Here is an 18,849-nt window from a genome sequence, read left to right as displayed (position 1 = left end):
ATCAAATTTGTCAAATGAGTTTGAATATTGTCAAAATGTCTTTTGATGTTTTCATTTAAAACACATTCACTTCAATTTCTAAAACAACACTAAATTTTCGGAGGATGGTATTCTGGATTTTTTTAGCAAGCTGATAAATTTCAATACCTGTTGCATTTCCATAATTTACCAAAACCAACGCTTGTTTTTCATGTACACCATAATTTCCAAAACGTTTACCTTTAAAGCCTGCTTGTTCTATTAACCATCCTGCAGGAATTTTTATTTCAGTATCAGAAACTAAATAACTTGGAACGGTTGGGTATTCTTTCTGAATTTCTAAAAACTGAGTTATAGAAACCACCGGATTTTTAAAAAAACTACCACTATTTCCTATTTCCTTTGGATCTGGAAGTTTCGATTTTCTGATAGCAATTACTGCATCAGAAATATTTTTTAAAGTTGGTTTTTTTATTTCTTTGGATGTTAATTCGGTTTCAATTGCACCATAAAAAGTATTTAATTGATGCTTATTTTTTGTCAATTTAAAACTAACAGAGGTAATAATGTATTTCCCCTTTACCTCATTCTTAAAGATGGAGTTTCTATATCCAAAATTACATTCATCATTTGAAAAGGAAACTAACCTTTGGGATTCAATTTCTATGGCTTCAACCATAGTAATTGTATCTTTTACTTCAACTCCGTAAGCGCCAATATTTTGAATGGGACAGGTACCCACGTTTCCAGGAATTAAAGATAAGTTTTCTATTCCTCCAAAATTATTAGAAACACACCATACCACAAATTCGTGCCAATTTTCACCTGCATTTACAGTAATATAAACCGTATTATCGTCTTCTCTATCAATAGAAACCCCTTTAATATTTATATGTAGTACTAAATTTTCAATGTCTTTTGTGAGCAGCATATTGCTTCCGCCAGAAATTAGAAAAATATCTTTTTCAATTTTTAAAAGTTGTTGTAATTGGTAAACGGAATCGACAGAAATAAAACGTTTGGCATATACAGAAATACCAAACGTGTTATAATTCTTTAGTGATATGTTTTCTTGAATGTTCACGGTAATAAATTTGTAAGTTTTAGTGCCTTTGAAAGAATTTAAAAACTTTTGACTGCACTCCAACGGACATTTACATTTATGAGTTATATTTATCTAGCGCAAATTTTAAAATTTCTACAGACCTAATTAAGTCTTTTTTGTGTAAAACGTAAGCAATTCTTACTTGGTTTTTACCTTCACCAGGAGTAGAGTAGAATCCGCTTGCGGGCGCAACCATTATAGTTTCGTCATTATTATTAAAATCTTCTAACAACCATTGTGCAAAAACATCAGTATCTTTTACTGGTAATTGTACAACACAATAAAAAGCACCTTTTGGGGTTGCAACTTTTACACCTTCTATTTTTTCTAATTCTGCAATTAGGGTATTTCTTCTCTCTACATATTCTGCTTTTACTTCTTCAAAATAACTTTTTGGCGTATCTAAAGCAGCTTCACTAGCAATTAAGGCATACGTTGGCGGGCTTAATCTTGCTTGTGCAAATTTAATAGCCGTTTTTATAAAGGTGTCATTTTTAGAAACAATACAACCAATTCTTGCACCACACATACTGTAACGTTTAGAAACAGAGTCAATTACAATAGCATTTTGTTCTAATCCTTCTAAAGACATTACAGAAGTATGTTGTAAACCGTCGTAGGTGAATTCTCTATAAACTTCATCAGCAATTAAAAATAAATCGTGTTTTAAAACAATTTGCTTTAGCTTTTCAATTTCTTCTTTAGAATATAAATATCCTGTCGGATTTCCCGGATTACAAATTAAAATTGCCTTCGTTTTTTTTGTGATGAGTTTTTCAAAATCTTCAATTTTTGGCAATGCAAAATTATTTTCAATTGTAGAAATTACGGGAACTACAGTAACTCCAGAAGCAGTTGAAAATCCGTTGTAATTTGCGTAAAATGGCTCAGGGATTATAATTTCATCACCTGGATCTGTAATACTTCCAATAGTAAAAAGTAGGGCTTCAGAACCACCAGTTGTAATTACTATATTATTTGCAGAAACATTGATATTGTTATCTATATAATAATTTGCAAGTTTAGCTCTGTATTCTTCAGAACCCTCAGAACGCGCATATGCTAATGTTTCTATCGTATTGTTTTTTACCGCATCTAGAGCAACTTGTGGTGTTTTAATATCTGGTTGCCCAATATTTAAATGAAATACTTTTATTCCTCTCTTTTTTGCATCTTCTGCATATGGAACCAATTTTCTAATTGGCGATTCTGGCATTTGTATTCCTTTTTTCGATATTGCTGGCATAATAATGTATTACTTGATTAAAGATGCAAATTTGCGAAATATATTTTAGATGAGCATTTTAATTCAGATTTCTTTAAATGTTAAATTTTATTAAAAATGATAAAATCAATATCTTAATTTGGACTTTAATTTTTCCTTTGAAAAGAATATTTACAGTATTTATAATTGCAATATTTATTTTTTCTTTGAATTTTAAAGCACAAAACAGTATTCGTTTTAAAAATTAAAGCACAAAACATGAAAGTATTCGTTTTGAGTTGATTAATAATTTAATTGTAATTCCTATAAATCTAATATGGTAAAGAATTATCTTTTATTTTAGATTCCGGCGTGACCAGGACAATCCTAATGGGAAACAATTGGTTACAAACAAAAAAGCCTCTAAAGATATTTATAATAGTGAGTTAGGTAGTACATATGCGGTGAATTTAACTACAAATTATTCGTATAAATTTACTCCTTCTTTTTTAATAAAAAGGTTTTTAAAAAATTCACCAGCAGAAAAAGTAGGTTTGTTAAAAAGTGATATTATCCTATAGATTAATAATAAGCCTGCTCATAAGTTAAACTTAAATGAAATCACGCTAAAATTTTAAGAAAAGGATCGCAAGAAAATAAAAATTACGGTAGATAGAAATGGTGAAATATTAAAATTTGAATTTCGTTTAGAAAAAAAAAGTATAATCTAATTTTGAGAATCAGAAAGCATACTTTTTTCTTTTTCTAAAGAAACACCATTATTTACAATTCCTTTTATTCTAATCACTTTCGCTGCTTCTGTAGCGTTTGAGAAAATAGTGATAGATTTAGAAAATCCACCAACTCTGTTAGTGTCGTATGAAACTTTTATTTCACCTTTTTCGCCTGGCATAACTGGTTTTTCTGGTTTTTTAGGAACTGTACAGCCACAAGAAGATTGTATGTTTTTTATAATAATTGGCTGATCTCCAATATTTGAAAAAGTAAAAATTCTTTCACCATTAGCTCCTTTATCAATTTTTCCATAATCAATCGTTTCGCTTTCAAATTTAAATTCTTGCGCGTTTATAGAGAATGAAAGTAAAAATAGAATCAAAATAGAAGTAAAGCTTTTCATAATTAGATATTTATAATGTAAAATTATAACTTATTTTTTGTTTTAAAAAATCATTCAATCATTTTCTCTACAAAATAGATAATTGTATTTTTGTCGACTATATTTTAAAAATTATTCCAAAGTATGACAATTCCATCAAAATATGATGCAAGCCAGGTAGAAGACAAATGGTATGCGTATTGGATGAAAAACAATTATTTTCATTCCACGCCAGATGATAGAGAGCCGTATACAATTGTAATTCCGCCGCCAAACGTAACAGGAATTTTACACATGGGCCACATGTTAAACAACACAATTCAAGATGTGTTAATAAGACGAGCGCGTTTATTGGGTAAAAATGCTTGTTGGGTTCCAGGCACAGATCACGCATCTATTGCAACTGAGGCAAAAGTAGTTGCTAAGTTAAAAGAACAAGGAATTAATAAAAGCGATTTAACGCGGGAGGAATTTCTAAAACATGCTTTTGATTGGAAAGATCAATATGGAGGAATCATCTTAGACCAATTAAAAAAGCTAGGAGCTTCTTGCGATTGGGAGCGAACTGCGTTTACCATGGATCCAGAAATGTCTGAATCTGTAATTAAAGTTTTTGTTGATTTATACAACAAAGGTTTAATTTACAGAGGTTACAGAATGGTAAACTGGGATCCAGAGGCAAAAACCACCCTTTCTGATGAAGAAGTAATTCATGAAGAAAGACAAGGAAGTTTATACTATTTAGAATATAAAATTGAAGGTTCTCATGATACTTTAACGATTGCTACAACACGTCCTGAAACTATTTTTGGAGATACTGCAATTTGCATCAACCCTAATGATGAACGTTTTAGACATTTAAAAGGCAAGAAAGCAATTGTGCCTTTATGCAACCGAGTTATTCCTATTATTGAGGATGAATATGTTGATGTTGAATTTGGTACAGGTTGTTTAAAAGTGACGCCTGCACATGATGAAAATGATAAGAATTTAGGAGAAAAGCACAATTTAGAAGTAATCGATATTTTTAATGATGATGCGTCTTTAAATTCCTTCGGATTGCATTATCAAGGAAAAGACAGATTTGTTGTTCGTAAAGAAATTACAGAAGAATTAGAAGAAAAGGGCTTTTTAGTAAAAACGGAAGTTCACACAAATAAAGTAGGAACCTCAGAAAGAACAAAAGCAGTTATAGAACCTAGACTGTCTGATCAATGGTTTTTAAAGATGGAAGATTTGGTAAAACCTGCAATTGAAGCAGTTTTAGGCGAAAATTCTGAAATCAATTTATATCCGAAGAAATTCGAAAATACCTATCGCCATTGGATGGAAAATATTCGCGATTGGAATATTTCTCGTCAGTTAATGTGGGGACAACAAATTCCGGCATTTTTCTACGGGGATGGAAAAGAAGATTTTGTAGTAGCAGAGAATGCTGAAGAAGCTATAGAGCTTGCAAAAGAAAAATCAGGTAACAAATCATTATTAGCTTCCAACTTAAGACAAGAAACGGATGTGGTTGATACTTGGTTTTCGGCTTGGTTATGGCCAATGAATGTTTTTGACGGAATTCGTAATCCTGAAAACGAAGAAATTAAATACTATTACCCAACAAACGATTTAGTTACTGGTCCAGATATTTTATTTTTCTGGGTGGCAAGAATGATTATTGCTGGTTATGAATATAAAGACGAAAAACCTTTTCAGAATGTGTATTTAACGGGCTTAGTTAGAGATAAACAAAGACGAAAAATGTCTAAATCTTTAGGGAATTCTCCTGATGCACTAAAATTAATTGATGATTATGGCGCAGATGGTGTAAGAGTTGGACTTTTATTAAGTTCTGCGGCAGGAAACGATTTAATGTTTGATGAAGATTTATGTCAGCAAGGAAAAGGATTTGCAAACAAAATTTGGAATGCTTTCCGTTTGATAAAAGGTTGGGAAATTGATGCAACTTTAGAGCAACCAGAAACATCTAAAATTGGCTTGGCCTGGTATGAAGCTAAGTTTCAAAAAACATTGGTAGAAACAGAAGATCATTTTTCTAAATATCGTTTGTCGGATGCTTTAATGGCAATTTATAAATTAATTACGGATGATTTTTCTTCGTGGTTATTAGAGATTGTAAAACCGGAATATCAGCAACCAATTGATCAAAAGACATTTAACGGAATTATTGAAGTTTTAGAGAATAATCTAAAAATATTGCATCCGTTTATGCCATTTTTAACCGAAGAAATTTGGCAACATATTGCAGAAAGAACTTCGGATGAAGCCTTAGTTATTGCAAAATATCCAGTTCAAACCAAATTTAATTCAGAAATTATTACTGATTTTGAATTTGCAACTTCGGTAGTTTCAGGAATTAGAACCATCAGAAAAGATAAAAATATTTCTTTTAAAGATGCTGTTGAATTATTTGTAGTTGATAATGAAAAAAACACCAAAGAATTTGATGCTGTTATTCAGAAATTAACAAATGCATCCGCAATAAAAACGGTTTCAGAAAAAGTAGAAGGTGCCTCATTTAGAGTGAAATCGAATGAATATTTTGTGCCAATTTCTGCTGAAAATATCGATTTGGAGGCTGAAATTGAAAAACTAGAAGGCGAATTAAAAAGAGCAGAAGGTTTCTTATTCGGAATTTCAAAAAAATTATCAAACGAACGTTTTGTGGCAAATGCGCCCGAAGAAGTAATTACTTTAGAACGCAAAAAAGAAGCAGATACGGTTGCGAAAATCGAAACTATTAAAAGTAGTTTAAACTCGCTAAAATAATTTTATAAATAGTAGTCAAAAATAATTATTATCCAAAAACAGTAGTAATGAAAAAAACAATTATCCCCATTTTAGCATTAATTTTAGTAGCAACATCATGTGTTTCTAAAAAAAAGTATGTTGCTTTAGAAAATCAGATTACAAATGTTAAAGGGACTCTTCAAAAAACAACCATCGAAAAAGAAGAGCTAGAAGCTAAATTTGCAAATATTGAACAAAGGGTTGCTAATTATTATGAGAAAATTAATTCTTTAAAAATTGATAACGATAAGTTGCAAGACGAAAATGATGTAAAATTAGATATGGTTGGTAAAACAGCAGTTATTTCTAATAAGACAAGAAAAAGTATGAGAGAAACTTTATCTAAAGTAGATCCTGTAATTTTGGCTACAGCAAAAACTTTAAAAGACTCCTTAAACATAGCTATTTCTTATAACTTAAAAAATAAAATGAATTCATCAGACTTAAATGGGACTGATGATATTAATATCAAGATAGAACAAACGGTGGTTATGATTTCTATTTCTGATAAATTATTATTTAACACAGCAAGTTTTAGAGTTAAAAGTGGTGCGTATCCTTTTCTTGAAAGATTGGCGAACCTTCTTAAATTAGAACCAAGTATGGATGTTATGATTGAAGGTCATACAGATTCTCAATCAATTAATAATGAAGATGTGCAAGATAATTGGGAGTTAAGTGCAAAAAGAGCCACTGCAATTGTTAGAATTTTAGAAGGTAAACACAAGGTAGATGGTAGTAGGTTAATTGCCGCTGGTAGAGGGAGTACAATGCCTTTGATGCCTAATACATCCAATGAAAATAGAGCTAAAAACAGAAGAACTAAAATTATAATTTTACCGAATTTAGATAAATTCTTTGCGTTGATTGCAGAAGATAAAATAAAAGACTAAGTCAATAAAGAGTGATTTAAAACCATAAATAGTTCAATTAAAAAATCCTTCAAGTTTAAAAACTTGAAGGATTTTTTTAATTTTCAAAAAAAAACAAATTGTTTTAATGTATTTATTTAAAAAACTCTTTCGATTTTTCCCAATATACGTCCATTTCATCAAGGGTCATATTAGAAAGTTCTTTTCCTTCTTTTTTAGTTTCTTTTTCTAAATATTGAAAACGATTAATAAATTTTTTATTGGTTTTTTCTAAAGCATTTTCTGGATTTACGCCAATAAAACGTGCGTAATTAATGATCGAAAATAAAACATCACCAAACTCTTTTTCGGTGTTTTCTTGGTTTCCAGCTTTAACTTCTTCGTTTAGTTCAGAGAGTTCTTCTTGTACTTTTTCCCAAACTTGTGCTGGATTTTCCCAGTCAAAACCAACTCCTGCAACTTTTTCTTGAATTCTACTAGCCTTTACAACTGCCGGTAAACTTTTGGGAACACCTTCTAAAACAGAATTTTTACCTTCTTTTAGTTTTAATTGTTCCCAATTTCGTTTTACATCTTCTTCATTTTCAACAATAACATCGCCATAAATATGAGGGTGTCTATGAATCAATTTATCAGAAATAGCATTTGCAACATCGCCGATATCAAAAGCTTGTTTTTCACTTCCAATTTTTGCATAAAAAACAATGTGCAACAGAACATCGCCGAGCTCATTTTTTATTTCTTGCAAGTCATCGTCAAGAATAGCATCTGCCAATTCATACGTTTCTTCAATCGTTAAATGGCGCAAGCTTTCTAAAGTTTGTTTTTTATCCCAAGGACACTTCTCACGAAGTTCATCCATAATATCTAACAAACGATTAAAAGCAGCTAGCTGTTCTGTTCTTGAGTTCATTTTATTAATTTAAAAATATTTAGAGTTGCAAAGTTTCAAGTTTGTTTAGTGAAAATTTTTTTCGTCGTCGATTTTTTATTTTCACTAAAAACTAAAAACTAAAAACTAAAAACTATTTACTCTTTCTCAGTTTCTTTGGCGGGAGCTTCTACTTTAGAAAAATCCATTCCTGAAACTACTAATAAATTAAACCACTGAATTACTTTTTTAATGTTAGAAGAATATACCCTTTCCACATCATAATTTGGTAAAACCTCGGCAAAAAATGCGGCTAATTTGTTGCCACTTTCTTTATGGGAAATCGCTTCTTTTCCTTCCGTTTTTGTATACATAGATTTAAAAATAGTTAACAATGGCACATCTTCTTCATAGGTGTAAATTGCAATATTTTCTAGCAAACTAACATTTTGCGTAGAGTTGATTGCCAAACGTTTTTTGTCTGTTAAAGATTCTACGATAATTGCATTTTTAGATTGTGAAACCACTTGGTATAAACCTGGTTTACCGTTAACAGAAATGATTTTATTAAATTCCATATATTTTATATTGTTTTTCTTCTCGATCTCTATCGAAAAGTTATTTTAAATTGAAAATTGATGTTTTTATGAAGTTTGTTTACAATTTATAATCAAATTATTTTTGATTGAAGTACTTTTTAAACAGACTTTATTTTAATTATTTACCTTTTTTTAAATTTGGAAAATTCATTCTATAATCCGCGTTAATCTTTCCTTTAGAAATATTTTCAAGCCTCTTTTTTAACAATCTTTTTTTAAGCGTTGAAAGTTTATCTGTAAATAAAATTCCTTCAATATGATCATATTCATGCTGAAAAACTCGAGCGGCTAATCCTTCTAAAACTTCTGTGTGCGTTTTAAAATCTTCATCTTGATATTCAATTGTTATTTTTGGCTGACGAGATACGTCCTCGCGAACATCAGGAATGCTTAAACAACCTTCATTAAACGTCCATTCTTCACCTTCTTCTTTGATGATTTTTGCATTTATAAAAACACGATTAAATGTTTTTAAAGTTGCTCTATCTTCGTCATCTAAATCTTCATCTTCTGCAAAAGGAGAAGCGTCAATAATAAACAAACGAATTGCAAGCCCTATTTGAGGAGCAGCCAAACCAACACCAGATGCATTGTACATGGTTTCTTTCATGTTGGCAATTAATGTTGCTAATTCTGAATATTCTTTATCTATTTTTGTTCCCACTTTTCTGAGAACAGGATCTCCATAAGCGATAATTGGTAATATCATTTTTAATTTTTTAATGAGTGCAAAAGTACAATTTAGAATTTCGAATTACCAAACTTTGAATTACGAATTTTAATTGGTTTAATTTTTTGAACAGTTTTAACACTTAAACGATTCAATAATTACAGATTAATAACAGGTTAACTATTTATTATACAAATAGGATTGTAAAATAATTGTGGCGCTAATTTCATCAACCAACGCTTTATTTTTTCGTTGATTTTTTTTCAAACCGCCATCAATCATTGTTTGAAAAGCTATTTTAGAAGTAAAACGTTCATCCACTCTTTTAACTTCAATTTGTGGTATTTCTTTGGATAATTTTTCTAGAAAAGGTAATATCAAAGCTTCACTTTCACTATCCGTATTATTCATCTGTTTTGGTTTTCCAACGATAAAAAGATCTACTTTTTCTTTAGAAATATATTCTTTTAAAAACACAAAAATTTCATCTGTATTTACCGTTGTTAAACCAGAAGCAATAATTTGCAATTCGTCTGTAACTGCAATTCCTGTTCTTTTCTTTCCAAAATCAATTGCTAAAATTCTTCCCAAGTTGTATACTATTTCTGCAAAAATATAGTTTATACTTTTAATACAATTAATTAATGATGATATTATCAAGAAGTTAATAGAAAAGGTGTTTTGTATTTTAAACAAAGGATGGATATGTGTTTAAAAAATGTATCTTCGCTCTTAGTTTTTGCAGATAAATTTATATTTGCAAAAATGAATTTATTAAGATGGAAAAAATTAGGAAAATTATAGAATCAGCTTGGGAAAATCGTGAATTATTGCAAGAACAAAACACGATTGATACGATTAGAAAAGTAGTTGATTTATTAGATAAAGGAGAACTTAGAGTTGCACAACCAATTGATGGTGGATGGCAAGTTAATGAATGGGTTAAAAAAGCAGTCGTGTTGTATTTTCCAATTCAGAAAATGGAAACTTTAGAAGCTGGTATTTTTGAATATCATGATAAAATTCCGTTAAAAAGAAACTTTGCAGAAAGAGGAATTAGAGTAGTGCCAAATGCAGTTGCAAGACATGGCGCTTATATTGCACCCGGAACTATTTTAATGCCAAGTTATGTAAATATTGGGGCGTATGTAGATGAAGGCACCATGGTTGATACGTGGGCTACAGTTGGTTCTTGTGCGCAAATTGGTAAAAATGTACATTTATCTGGAGGCGTAGGCATTGGTGGTGTTCTAGAACCCTTACAAGCTGCACCGGTTATTATTGAAGATGGCGCTTTTATAGGTTCTAGATGTATTGTTGTAGAAGGAGTAAGAGTAGAGAAAGAAGCTGTTTTAGGCGCGAATGTTGTGCTAACCATGAGTACTAAAATTATTGATGTTACTGGTGATGTACCTGTTGAAATGAAAGGCGTGGTTCCTGCAAGATCTGTAGTAATACCAGGGAGTTATACTAAGAAATTTCCATCAGGAGAATACAATGTGCCGTGTGCATTAATTATCGGAAAAAGAAAAGAAAGTACCAACAAAAAAACTTCTTTAAATGATGCCTTACGTGAATACGATGTTGCCGTTTAAGATTTGAAAAAGCTATGACAAAGATTACTGCAATTATTCCTACTTTAAATGAAGAAATTCATATCGAAGAAGCTATTAAATCTGTTAGTTTTGCTGATGAAATTATTGTAATAGATTCCTTTAGTACTGATGATACCGTAACTTTAGCAGAAAAATATAATGTAAAAATCATCAAACGAAAGTTTGATGATTTTTCTTCTCAAAAAAACTTTGCAATTGATCAAGCAAAACATCCTTGGATTTATATTTTAGATGCTGATGAAAGAGTAACGCTAGAAGTTAGAGGAGAAGTTTTTGAAGCTATTAAAAACCCAAATGGCAATGTAGGTTTTTACATTAGAAGAACATTCTATTTTTGTAAAAAACGTGTTGATTACAGCGGTTTTCAAAGAGATAAAGTAATTCGTTTGTTTTTAAAAGAGCATTGCAGATATAGTGGGCTTGTTCATGAAAAAATTATTACAAAAGGAAAATTAGGATTTTTTAAAAATAAAATAGACCATTTTTCATACAGAAATTATGATCATTATATTTCTAAAATGAATCATTACGCAGCAATTAGAGCAATAGAGTTGCATAAAAGAGGTGATAAAGTAAATATCTACCATGTACTGATAAAACCGCCTGCTCGTTTTTTTATTCACTATATAATTCGTCTTGGTTTTTTAGACGGATTTACTGGTTTTTTAGTAGCCAAAACTCAAGCATATGGCGTTTTAACGAGGTATATTAAATTGTGGATGTTAAATAAAGGAATTAAAGAAAACTAGTTATTGTTGTAGAACGCATAGTTTCTTACACATCGGTTTAGTTTATAAGTGAAAAGGGCAATTATTTGCCAAAAAGGACGAATGATTTCTCTTACTGCTTTTTTCCAGATAACCATATTGTTTTGCTGAATGGTACTTCCTCCCATTTTTTTGTCAATACTAACAACATATTGTTTATTTGTAGAGTATAAAGGGACTTTGTGTTTGTAAACATCTTGTTTCATTACATCAATCGGTGCATAATAATCACTCAAATTATTGGATAATTTTTTAGCAGCATTTTTGCCAATAATTTGACCAATCATTAAAACCGGAGGCATTAAAAATTTTTTGATTAATTTACTTTTCTCTAAAGAATAAAATCCTTTTTTACCAGAAATATCTAGAAAATCGTTTGTAGTTATTTCTGATAAAAGCTGCTCTAAATCTTTTAAAAAATCGTCATGAAGAAATGCATCATCTTCTAAAACTATTGAGAAATCTTCAGGCTGATTTGACAGGAATTTCCACAATTTAAAATGCGTTAAACAAATACCAATTTCACCGTCATTTGGTAATGGAAAATGCGCTAAGATATTATGTTTTTGTTTTTCCTTTTTTAAGAAACCAGACCCTAACTCTCTACCATAAGTTGCTGTAATTCGTGTAATCGGAATATTCAATTTTTTAAATTGATCTTCCATAAATTCACGTCGTTCAGTGCTTTTATCTAAATTTATAAAGTAGAATTTATATAACATTATATTTTTATCCAGCTTTCGCAAGCAATCTCGTTGTCTTTTTCAAGAAACCATATTTTTGGCGCAATTACAGTTTTATTTTCATTTTTGTTTAACCAAGCTCCCCACCAAGAAAAACTGCTATTTGCTGTAATATTGTGTTTACATAAACTCATTAAAAGCATATCTTCATGTGGCACGGTTGTGTGCTCTATGTAGGTTACATTTTCTGGTTTAATATTCTCTTTTGCCCAAGGAATATCATCAGAAAAAATATAAAAATGGGTGTTATTATGATTCTCAATCATCAATTTAACAGCTTCACAGTAATAATGTAATCCACAAGTTCCATGAATGCTATTTGTTTTTCTGTTTGAAATGTAATCTCCTCGTCTAACATGCAAAGAACAGGAGTTTTCTTTTAAATTTATTTCTTCTGAATAACCTTTTGTAGAATTAGAAAGTTTGTCTTTAATTATAAACTGTGCCAATAAAATGGTTCTTATTTCTGTAAAATATTTCTCTGTTTGAAAATATCCTTTTACATATTCGTTCTTGGTTCTATTTAGATACTGCTCATTAAACAATAAACTTTTCTCTTTAACGACTTTTGTTAAACCTAATTTTGATTTAAAATTTGAAAGTTTAGTAGAAATTTCTAAATCAATTTTAAATTTATCTAATTGATAACCTCCATGTAATTTGTATTTTTTAGATTTAGAGACATCAATTATTACTTTGTAACCTCTTTGTTGTAAGCTTTTTGCATAGGCGTATTGAAACATTTGATTTCCAAGTCCGCCAATAATTCTAACTACAATCATTTAAATTTTATTTATGAGGTCAAACAAAAATACAAATGTTATTGCAATTTTCTTTTATCAATTGATGATTAAAAGTACAGAAAACAATAAATTTGTTTTTTTCTTGAAAACAAGAATATATAATACCCAAGAATTCTAAAGTGTATAAATATTTAAAACTTGAATACCTTTTTTATATCAAATTAAACCAATTCAGTTTTAAAGATTAATAATTTTTGAAGTAGTGACAAGTAGAAATATGAAGTATATAGAAGCAATTTCATCAGAAATCTTTAGTGTAATATCTAAAGCATCACAGCAAATTGAAATAGAAAGTTATGTAATTGGTGGTTTTGTGCGCGATTATTTCTTGAAAAGAGGAACCGCAAAAGATATTGATGTTGTTGCTATTGGAAGCGGAATAGATTTAGCCGAAAAAGTTGCAAGTTTATTACCCAATAAACCAAAGGTACAGATTTTTAAAACATACGGCACGGCAATGCTACGTTATAACGACGTGGAGATTGAGTTTGTGGGCGCTAGAAAAGAATCCTATTCTGAAGAAAGTAGAAACCCTGAAGTTTCTGAAGGAACTTTACAAGACGATCAAAATAGAAGAGATTTTACTATAAATGCACTAGCGTTAAGTTTAAATGAAGAGAATTTTGGTGAATTACTAGATCCTTTTAACGGAATGGAAGATTTAGAAAATAAGACGATCAGAACCCCTTTAAACCCGGATATTACTTATTCTGATGATCCTTTAAGAATGATGCGGGCAATTCGTTTTGCAACGCAGTTACATTTTGAAATTGAAACCGAATCACTTTCATCTATTAGTAAAAATGCTGACAGACTTAAAATAATTACAAGAGAACGAATTGTTGATGAATTAAATAAAATAATGTCATCAGCAAAACCATCCGTAGGTTTTTTACTTTTAGAAGAAACAGGATTATTACCACAAATTCTTCCTGAATTAGTTGCCTTAAAAGGAGTTGAAGAGGTGGAAGGTCAGAAGCATAAGGATAATTTTTATCACACGCTAGAAGTTGTAGATAATATTGCAGAAAACACCAATGATGTTTGGTTGCGTTGGGCGGCTTTATTGCATGATATTGGTAAAGCACCTACAAAAAAATTCAGCAAAACAGTTGGTTGGACGTTTCATGCGCATGAATTTGTTGGCTCAAAAATGGTTTATAAATTATTTAAAAGATTAAAAATGCCATTGAATAACAAAATGAAATTTGTTCAGAAAATGGTGCTCTTAAGTTCACGTCCAATTGTTTTAGCAACCGAAGTTACAGATGCTGCCATAAGACGTTTGGTTTTTGATGCAGGCGATGATATTAACTCTTTAATGACTTTGTGCGAAGCGGATATTACGACTAAAAATCCGAAGAAATTTAAACGTTATCATCACAATTTTGAGCTTGTTAGAACTAAAATCAAAGAAGTTGAAGAAAGAGATCAAGTGCGTAATTTTCAACCTCCTATAACTGGCGAAGAAATTATGGAAGCTTTTAATTTAAAGCCTTGTAGAGAAATTGGTCAAATTAAAGAAGCTATAAAAGAAGCTATTTTGGATGGTAAAATACCAAATGAATATGAAGCTTCGTATCAGTTTATGATTGAAAAAGGGTTATCTTTAGGCTTAAAACAATCCTAAATGAATACAAATTTAGCAACTTGGCACGAAGTAATTTTTAATCAAGATAAAGCAAAATTATTAGAGATTTTAGCGGATGATGTGGTGTTCCATTCACCCGTTGTGCATGCGCCACAAATAGGAAAAAAATTGACTTTCATGTATTTGTCAGTAGCTTTTCTTGTGTTTTTTAATGATACTTTTAAATATGTTAGAGAAGTTGTAAATGATTCTGAAACCTTGTTAGAATTTGAAGTTGTAATTGATGGAATTCTCATTAACGGCATTGATATGATTTCTTGGAATGATGAAGGAAAAATAACTAGTTTTAAAGTGATGTTAAGGCCCTTGAAAGCGGTGAATTTAATTCATCAGAATATGGGTGAACTACTTATTAAATATCAGAAGAAAAAATAGCAAACTTTTTTTTCAAACTTTTTCGACTAATAAAACAATTTTTTAGATTGCGTTTTGTATATTTATTGCGAACATTCGCTAATTAAATGTATAAAAAGAATATGAAAATTAAAAAGGTACTTGTAGCAAATAGAGGAGAAATTGCAATTCGGATATTTAGAGCTTGTTCAGAAATTGGTTTAAAAACGGTAGGTATTTTCACCTACGAAGACAGGTATTCTTTACATCGATACAAAGCCGATGAATCGTATCAAATTGGCGAAGACAATCAACCTCTAAAACCTTACTTAGATAGTAATGCCATTATAAAAGTTGCTTTAGAGAATAATGTGGATGCGATTCATCCTGGTTATGGTTTCTTATCTGAAAATGCTGAGTTTGCTCAGAAATGTAAAGAAAATAACATCATTTTTGTAGGTCCTAAAGTAGCTGTTTTAAAGTCACTTGGTGATAAAATTGCCGCTAAAAAAGTAGCGATTGAGAACGATATCCCTATTATAAAAAGTAATGTAAAACCTTTAGAAAATATAAAAATAGCACTTTCTGAAGCTAAAAAAATTGGCTATCCTTTAATGCTAAAAGCTGCTTCTGGCGGCGGAGGAAGAGGTATGCGTGTTATTAGAGAAGAAGAAGAATTAAAAAAAGCGTATCCAGAAAGTAAAAGAGAAGCTTTAAATGCTTTTGGTGATGATACTGTTTTTTTAGAAAAATTTGTGGAAAACCCCAAACATATAGAAGTACAAATTGTTGCTGATAATTTTGGGAATACGGTTCATTTATATGAAAGGGATTGTTCTGTGCAACGTCGCTATCAAAAAGTTATAGAATTTGCGCCTTCTTTTGGTTTAAAACAAGAAATAAAAGACGCTTTATACAACTATGCAATAAAAATTTGTAAGGCTGTAAAATATAATAATATTGGTACCGTTGAGTTTCTGGTTGATGATGATGACTCCATTTATTTTATTGAAGTAAATCCTAGAATACAAGTAGAGCACACGGTTACAGAGGTTGTTACCAATATTGATTTGGTAAAAACACAATTATTTATTGCAGGAGGATATAAATTATCTGATCAACAAATAAAAATTGCGAATCAAAAATCCATTAAAATTACAGGCTTTGCGTTGCAATGTAGAATTACTACAGAAGATCCTCAAAATGATTTTAAGCCAGATTTTGGTACTATTTCTACCTACAGAAGTGCTTCTGGTTTTGGAATTCGTTTAGATGCGGGCAGTGTATATCAGGGAGTTACAATTTCTCCGTTTTTTGATTCTATGTTGGTAAAAGTTACTGCAAATAGTAGAACTTTAGATGGCGCATCAAGAAAAATAAGAAGGGCTTTAAGGGAGTTTAGAATTCGAGGTGTAAAAACAAATATGCCTTTTTTAGATAATATTTTAAAGCACGATACCTTTAAAAAAGGAGCAATTACCGTAAATTTCATCAAATCAAATCCTGATTTATTTATTTTTAAAGCACCAAGAAACAGAGCAAATAAGGTAATTACCTATTTGGCAGATATTACTGTAAATGGCAATCCTGATATTAAAAAAATAGATAGAACTAAAACATTTATAAAACCAAGAATTCCGAAATTTGACGCTAATGCAGCGTATCCAAAAGGAACTAAAGATTTATTAACCGAATTAGGCCCAGATAAATTTTCTCAATGGTTATTGAATGAAAAGAAAATTCATTACACAGATACTACAATGCGTGATGCGCATCAAAGTTTATTGGCGACAAGAATGCGGACTTTTGATATGTTAAAAGTAGCTGAAGGATATGCGAAAAATCACTCAGATATATTTAGTATGGAAGTTTGGGGGGCGCAACTTTTGATGTTTGCTTGCGTTATTTGCAAGAAAACCCTTGGGAACGTTTGCAGATGTTGCGAGAAAAGATGCCAAATATGTTGTTACAAATGTTAATTAGAGGATCTAATGGAGTTGGTTATACCGCGTATTCTGATAATGTAATTGGTAAATTTGTAGAAAAATCTTGGGAAAATGGCGTTGATCTATTCAGGGTTTTTGATTCTTTGAACTGGATGAAATCTATTGCGCCTTGTATAGAACACGTTAGAACAAAAACGCAAGGTTTGGCAGAAGGCTCAATTTGTTATACAGGTGATATTTTGGATGTAAAAAACACAAAATATAACTTAAAATACTATATAAATTTAGCAAAAGAAATTGAAAATTCTGGTGCACATATTTTAGGAATTAAAGATATGGCAGGTTTGTTAAAGCCTTATGCAGCGTCGGAATTGGTTACCGCTTTAAAATCAGAATTAAAGATTCCTATTCATTTACATACCCATGATACTTCATCAATTCAAGCCGCAACGTATTTAAAAGCGATTGAAGCTGGTGTTGATGTTGTTGATGTTGCTTTGGGTGGATTATCTGGTTTAACATCGCAACCAAATTTCAATTCTATTGTAGAAATGATGAAGTTTAATGAGCGAGAAAATCCTATTAATATCAATTCTTTAAACGAATATTCTAATTATTGGGAAACGGTAAGAGAATATTATTATCCTTTTGAATCTGGTTTAAAATCGGGTTCTGGAGAAGTTTTTCAGCATGAAATTCCTGGAGGACAATATTCGAATTTAAAACCCCAAGCACAAGCTCTAGGACTAGAAAATCGTTTTCATGAAATCACAAAAATGTATGCAGAGGTAAACACCCTATTTGGAAATATTGTAAAAGTTACGCCAAGTTCTAAAGTGGTAGGTGATATGGCGCAATACTTGGTAAGCAATAATCTATCGATTACTGATGTATTAGAAAAAGGAGATGCAATTTCTTTCCCGCAATCTGTAGTTAGTTTCTTTAAAGGCGAGTTAGGACAACCGGTAAACGGATTTCCAAAGGAATTGCAAAAGCTTATTTTAAAAGATCAGAAACCTTTTACAGATAGACCAAATGCACATATTCCTCCAACAGATTTTGATAAAGAATATGCAGATTTTAGAAAAATATTTGAAAATGATTTAGGTAGAAATATTGATTTCACTGATTTTCTATCCTATAAATTGTATCCAAAAGTATTTACAGATGCCTATAATAAGCATTTAAAATATGATAATTTAACGAATCTTCCTACTAAGAATTTCTTCTTTGGAATGGAAAGAGGTGAGGAGATTACAGTTGAAATTGATAGAGGTAAAACATTGTTAATTACCTTAGATTCTATTGGAAAACCAAATTCTGAAGGAATGGTAATTGTCTATTTTAAAGTAAACGGACAAGGAAGAATAGTGGAAGTTAAAGATGAAACAATAAAAGTAGTTACCATAAAAAACACAAAAGTAGATAAAAAGGATGCAACTCAAATAGGAGCGCCTTTACAAGGAATGTTATCAACTATTTTTGTAAAAACGGGAGAAAATGTAGTTAAAAATCAACCATTATTTATTATTGAAGCGATGAAAATGGAAACTACGATTACAGCAACTGAAAATGCAACTATAAAAAAAGTAATTTTAGAGGCGGGGTCAATGGTGAATTCTGATGATTTAATTATTGAATTGAAATAGTTTTGATAACTTAAATTTGTTACTAATTAATTTATATCGCTTCTAAGTAATTAAAAAGCTTCAAAAAATCATACCGATTATTTGAAGCTTTTTAAGTTCTATTTATAGTTTAAAACTAGAAT

The 18,849-nt window shown here is 30.5% G+C and carries 16 protein-coding genes and 1 pseudogene; 8 read left to right on the top strand and 9 right to left on the bottom strand.

Features of this window, described 5'->3' with window-relative positions:
* Nucleotides 1–55: 55 nt before the first annotated feature.
* Nucleotides 56–1,069, bottom strand: a complete 1,014-nt coding sequence (gene murB / locus BST83_RS09700) for a UDP-N-acetylmuramate dehydrogenase (protein ID WP_302849483.1) — start codon at nucleotides 1,067–1,069, stop codon at nucleotides 56–58.
* A gap of 70 nt (nucleotides 1,070–1,139) precedes the next feature.
* Nucleotides 1,140–2,330, bottom strand: a complete 1,191-nt coding sequence (locus BST83_RS09695; protein WP_104809610.1) for a pyridoxal phosphate-dependent aminotransferase — start codon at nucleotides 2,328–2,330, stop codon at nucleotides 1,140–1,142.
* A gap of 359 nt (nucleotides 2,331–2,689) precedes the next feature.
* Between BST83_RS09695 and BST83_RS09690 the strand changes: the two genes are divergently transcribed.
* Nucleotides 2,690–2,869 carry a hypothetical protein gene (locus BST83_RS09690; RefSeq protein WP_104809609.1) on the top strand — a complete coding sequence of 60 codons (180 nt, stop codon included), beginning with the start codon at nucleotides 2,690–2,692 and terminating at the stop codon, nucleotides 2,867–2,869.
* A 146-nt stretch (nucleotides 2,870–3,015) separates the two neighbouring features.
* Here BST83_RS09690 and BST83_RS09685 read toward each other — a convergent pair whose 3' ends face one another.
* Complete coding sequence (locus BST83_RS09685) at nucleotides 3,016–3,426, bottom strand: DUF1573 domain-containing protein (protein WP_104809608.1); 411 nt, start codon at nucleotides 3,424–3,426, stop codon at nucleotides 3,016–3,018.
* A 123-nt stretch (nucleotides 3,427–3,549) separates the two neighbouring features.
* On the opposite strand from BST83_RS09685, the gene BST83_RS09680 reads away from it, so the two are divergent.
* A complete protein-coding gene (locus tag BST83_RS09680; protein ID WP_104809607.1) occupies nucleotides 3,550–6,186 on the top strand; it encodes a valine--tRNA ligase in 2,637 nt (878 codons plus the stop codon).
* Between the two features lie 47 nt (nucleotides 6,187–6,233).
* Nucleotides 6,234–7,100, top strand: a complete 867-nt coding sequence (locus tag BST83_RS09675) for an OmpA/MotB family protein (protein ID WP_104809606.1) — start codon at nucleotides 6,234–6,236, stop codon at nucleotides 7,098–7,100.
* Between the two features lie 112 nt (nucleotides 7,101–7,212).
* On the opposite strand, the gene mazG is transcribed toward BST83_RS09675, so the two are convergent.
* The 4 genes from mazG to ruvX form a co-directional block, all read right to left on the bottom strand.
* Nucleotides 7,213–7,992, bottom strand: a complete 780-nt coding sequence (gene mazG, locus BST83_RS09670; RefSeq protein ID WP_104809605.1) for a nucleoside triphosphate pyrophosphohydrolase — start codon at nucleotides 7,990–7,992, stop codon at nucleotides 7,213–7,215.
* 116 nt (nucleotides 7,993–8,108) lie between these two features.
* Complete coding sequence (locus BST83_RS09665; RefSeq protein WP_104809604.1) at nucleotides 8,109–8,528, bottom strand: DUF5606 family protein; 420 nt, start codon at nucleotides 8,526–8,528, stop codon at nucleotides 8,109–8,111.
* 139 nt (nucleotides 8,529–8,667) lie between these two features.
* Nucleotides 8,668–9,258, bottom strand: a complete 591-nt coding sequence (def, locus tag BST83_RS09660) for a peptide deformylase (RefSeq protein WP_104809603.1) — start codon at nucleotides 9,256–9,258, stop codon at nucleotides 8,668–8,670.
* 141 nt (nucleotides 9,259–9,399) lie between these two features.
* Complete coding sequence (gene ruvX / locus BST83_RS09655) at nucleotides 9,400–9,810, bottom strand: Holliday junction resolvase RuvX (protein WP_104809602.1); 411 nt, start codon at nucleotides 9,808–9,810, stop codon at nucleotides 9,400–9,402.
* Between the two features lie 188 nt (nucleotides 9,811–9,998).
* Here ruvX and BST83_RS09650 point away from each other — a divergent pair, with 188 nt between their 5' ends.
* Both BST83_RS09650 and BST83_RS09645 read left to right on the top strand, forming a co-directional pair.
* A complete protein-coding gene (locus BST83_RS09650) occupies nucleotides 9,999–10,814 on the top strand; it encodes a 2,3,4,5-tetrahydropyridine-2,6-dicarboxylate N-succinyltransferase (protein ID WP_104809601.1) in 816 nt (271 codons plus the stop codon).
* Between the two features lie 14 nt (nucleotides 10,815–10,828).
* Nucleotides 10,829–11,584, top strand: a complete 756-nt coding sequence (locus BST83_RS09645) for a glycosyltransferase family 2 protein (RefSeq protein WP_104809600.1) — start codon at nucleotides 10,829–10,831, stop codon at nucleotides 11,582–11,584.
* Here the strand turns inward: BST83_RS09645 and BST83_RS09640 are convergent.
* Nucleotides 11,581–12,324 carry a glycosyltransferase family 25 protein gene (locus tag BST83_RS09640; protein ID WP_240614711.1) on the bottom strand — a complete coding sequence of 248 codons (744 nt, stop codon included), beginning with the start codon at nucleotides 12,322–12,324 and terminating at the stop codon, nucleotides 11,581–11,583. The genes BST83_RS09645 and BST83_RS09640 overlap by 4 nt on opposite strands.
* Entirely contained in the window at nucleotides 12,324–13,127 is an 804-nt protein-coding gene (locus BST83_RS09635) for an alpha-1,2-fucosyltransferase (RefSeq protein ID WP_104809599.1), read from the bottom strand. The genes BST83_RS09640 and BST83_RS09635 overlap by 1 nt, the downstream gene beginning before the upstream one ends.
* A gap of 238 nt (nucleotides 13,128–13,365) precedes the next feature.
* Here BST83_RS09635 and BST83_RS09630 point away from each other — a divergent pair, with 238 nt between their 5' ends.
* From BST83_RS09630 to BST83_RS09620, 3 genes and pseudogenes are all read left to right on the top strand, one after another.
* A complete protein-coding gene (locus tag BST83_RS09630) occupies nucleotides 13,366–14,778 on the top strand; it encodes a CCA tRNA nucleotidyltransferase (RefSeq protein WP_104809598.1) in 1,413 nt (470 codons plus the stop codon).
* A complete protein-coding gene (locus BST83_RS09625) occupies nucleotides 14,779–15,174 on the top strand; it encodes a nuclear transport factor 2 family protein (protein ID WP_104809597.1) in 396 nt (131 codons plus the stop codon).
* Nucleotides 15,175–15,275: 101 nt separating this feature from the next.
* Nucleotides 15,276–18,727, top strand: a pseudogene (locus BST83_RS09620) (pyruvate carboxylase).
* Nucleotides 18,728–18,849 lie beyond the last annotated feature (122 nt).

The organism is Polaribacter filamentus (genome assembly GCF_002943715.1).
Taxonomy (GTDB): domain Bacteria; phylum Bacteroidota; class Bacteroidia; order Flavobacteriales; family Flavobacteriaceae; genus Polaribacter; species Polaribacter filamentus.
Note: the sequence above shows the minus strand (reverse complement) of the source record. Positions and strands in the feature narration are given on the sequence as shown.

What these genes read in the sequence shown, in the direction of transcription:
- BST83_RS09695 (WP_104809610.1), bottom strand. Translation starts at nt 2,330, where the DNA reads ATGCCAGCAATATCGAAAAAAGGAATACAAATGCCAGAATCGCCAATT.
- BST83_RS09685 (WP_104809608.1), bottom strand. Translation starts at nt 3,426, where the DNA reads ATGAAAAGCTTTACTTCTATTTTGATTCTATTTTTACTTTCATTCTCT.
- BST83_RS09680 (WP_104809607.1), top strand. Translation starts at nt 3,550, where the DNA reads ATGACAATTCCATCAAAATATGATGCAAGCCAGGTAGAAGACAAATGG.
- BST83_RS09675 (WP_104809606.1), top strand. Translation starts at nt 6,234, where the DNA reads ATGAAAAAAACAATTATCCCCATTTTAGCATTAATTTTAGTAGCAACA.
- mazG (WP_104809605.1), bottom strand. Translation starts at nt 7,992, where the DNA reads ATGAACTCAAGAACAGAACAGCTAGCTGCTTTTAATCGTTTGTTAGAT.
- BST83_RS09665 (WP_104809604.1), bottom strand. Translation starts at nt 8,528, where the DNA reads ATGGAATTTAATAAAATCATTTCTGTTAACGGTAAACCAGGTTTATAC.
- def (WP_104809603.1), bottom strand. Translation starts at nt 9,258, where the DNA reads ATGATATTACCAATTATCGCTTATGGAGATCCTGTTCTCAGAAAAGTG.
- BST83_RS09650 (WP_104809601.1), top strand. Translation starts at nt 9,999, where the DNA reads ATGGAAAAAATTAGGAAAATTATAGAATCAGCTTGGGAAAATCGTGAA.
- BST83_RS09645 (WP_104809600.1), top strand. Translation starts at nt 10,829, where the DNA reads ATGACAAAGATTACTGCAATTATTCCTACTTTAAATGAAGAAATTCAT.
- BST83_RS09640 (WP_240614711.1), bottom strand. Translation starts at nt 12,324, where the DNA reads ATGTTATATAAATTCTACTTTATAAATTTAGATAAAAGCACTGAACGA.
- BST83_RS09635 (WP_104809599.1), bottom strand. Translation starts at nt 13,127, where the DNA reads ATGATTGTAGTTAGAATTATTGGCGGACTTGGAAATCAAATGTTTCAA.
- BST83_RS09630 (WP_104809598.1), top strand. Translation starts at nt 13,366, where the DNA reads ATGAAGTATATAGAAGCAATTTCATCAGAAATCTTTAGTGTAATATCT.
- BST83_RS09625 (WP_104809597.1), top strand. Translation starts at nt 14,779, where the DNA reads ATGAATACAAATTTAGCAACTTGGCACGAAGTAATTTTTAATCAAGAT.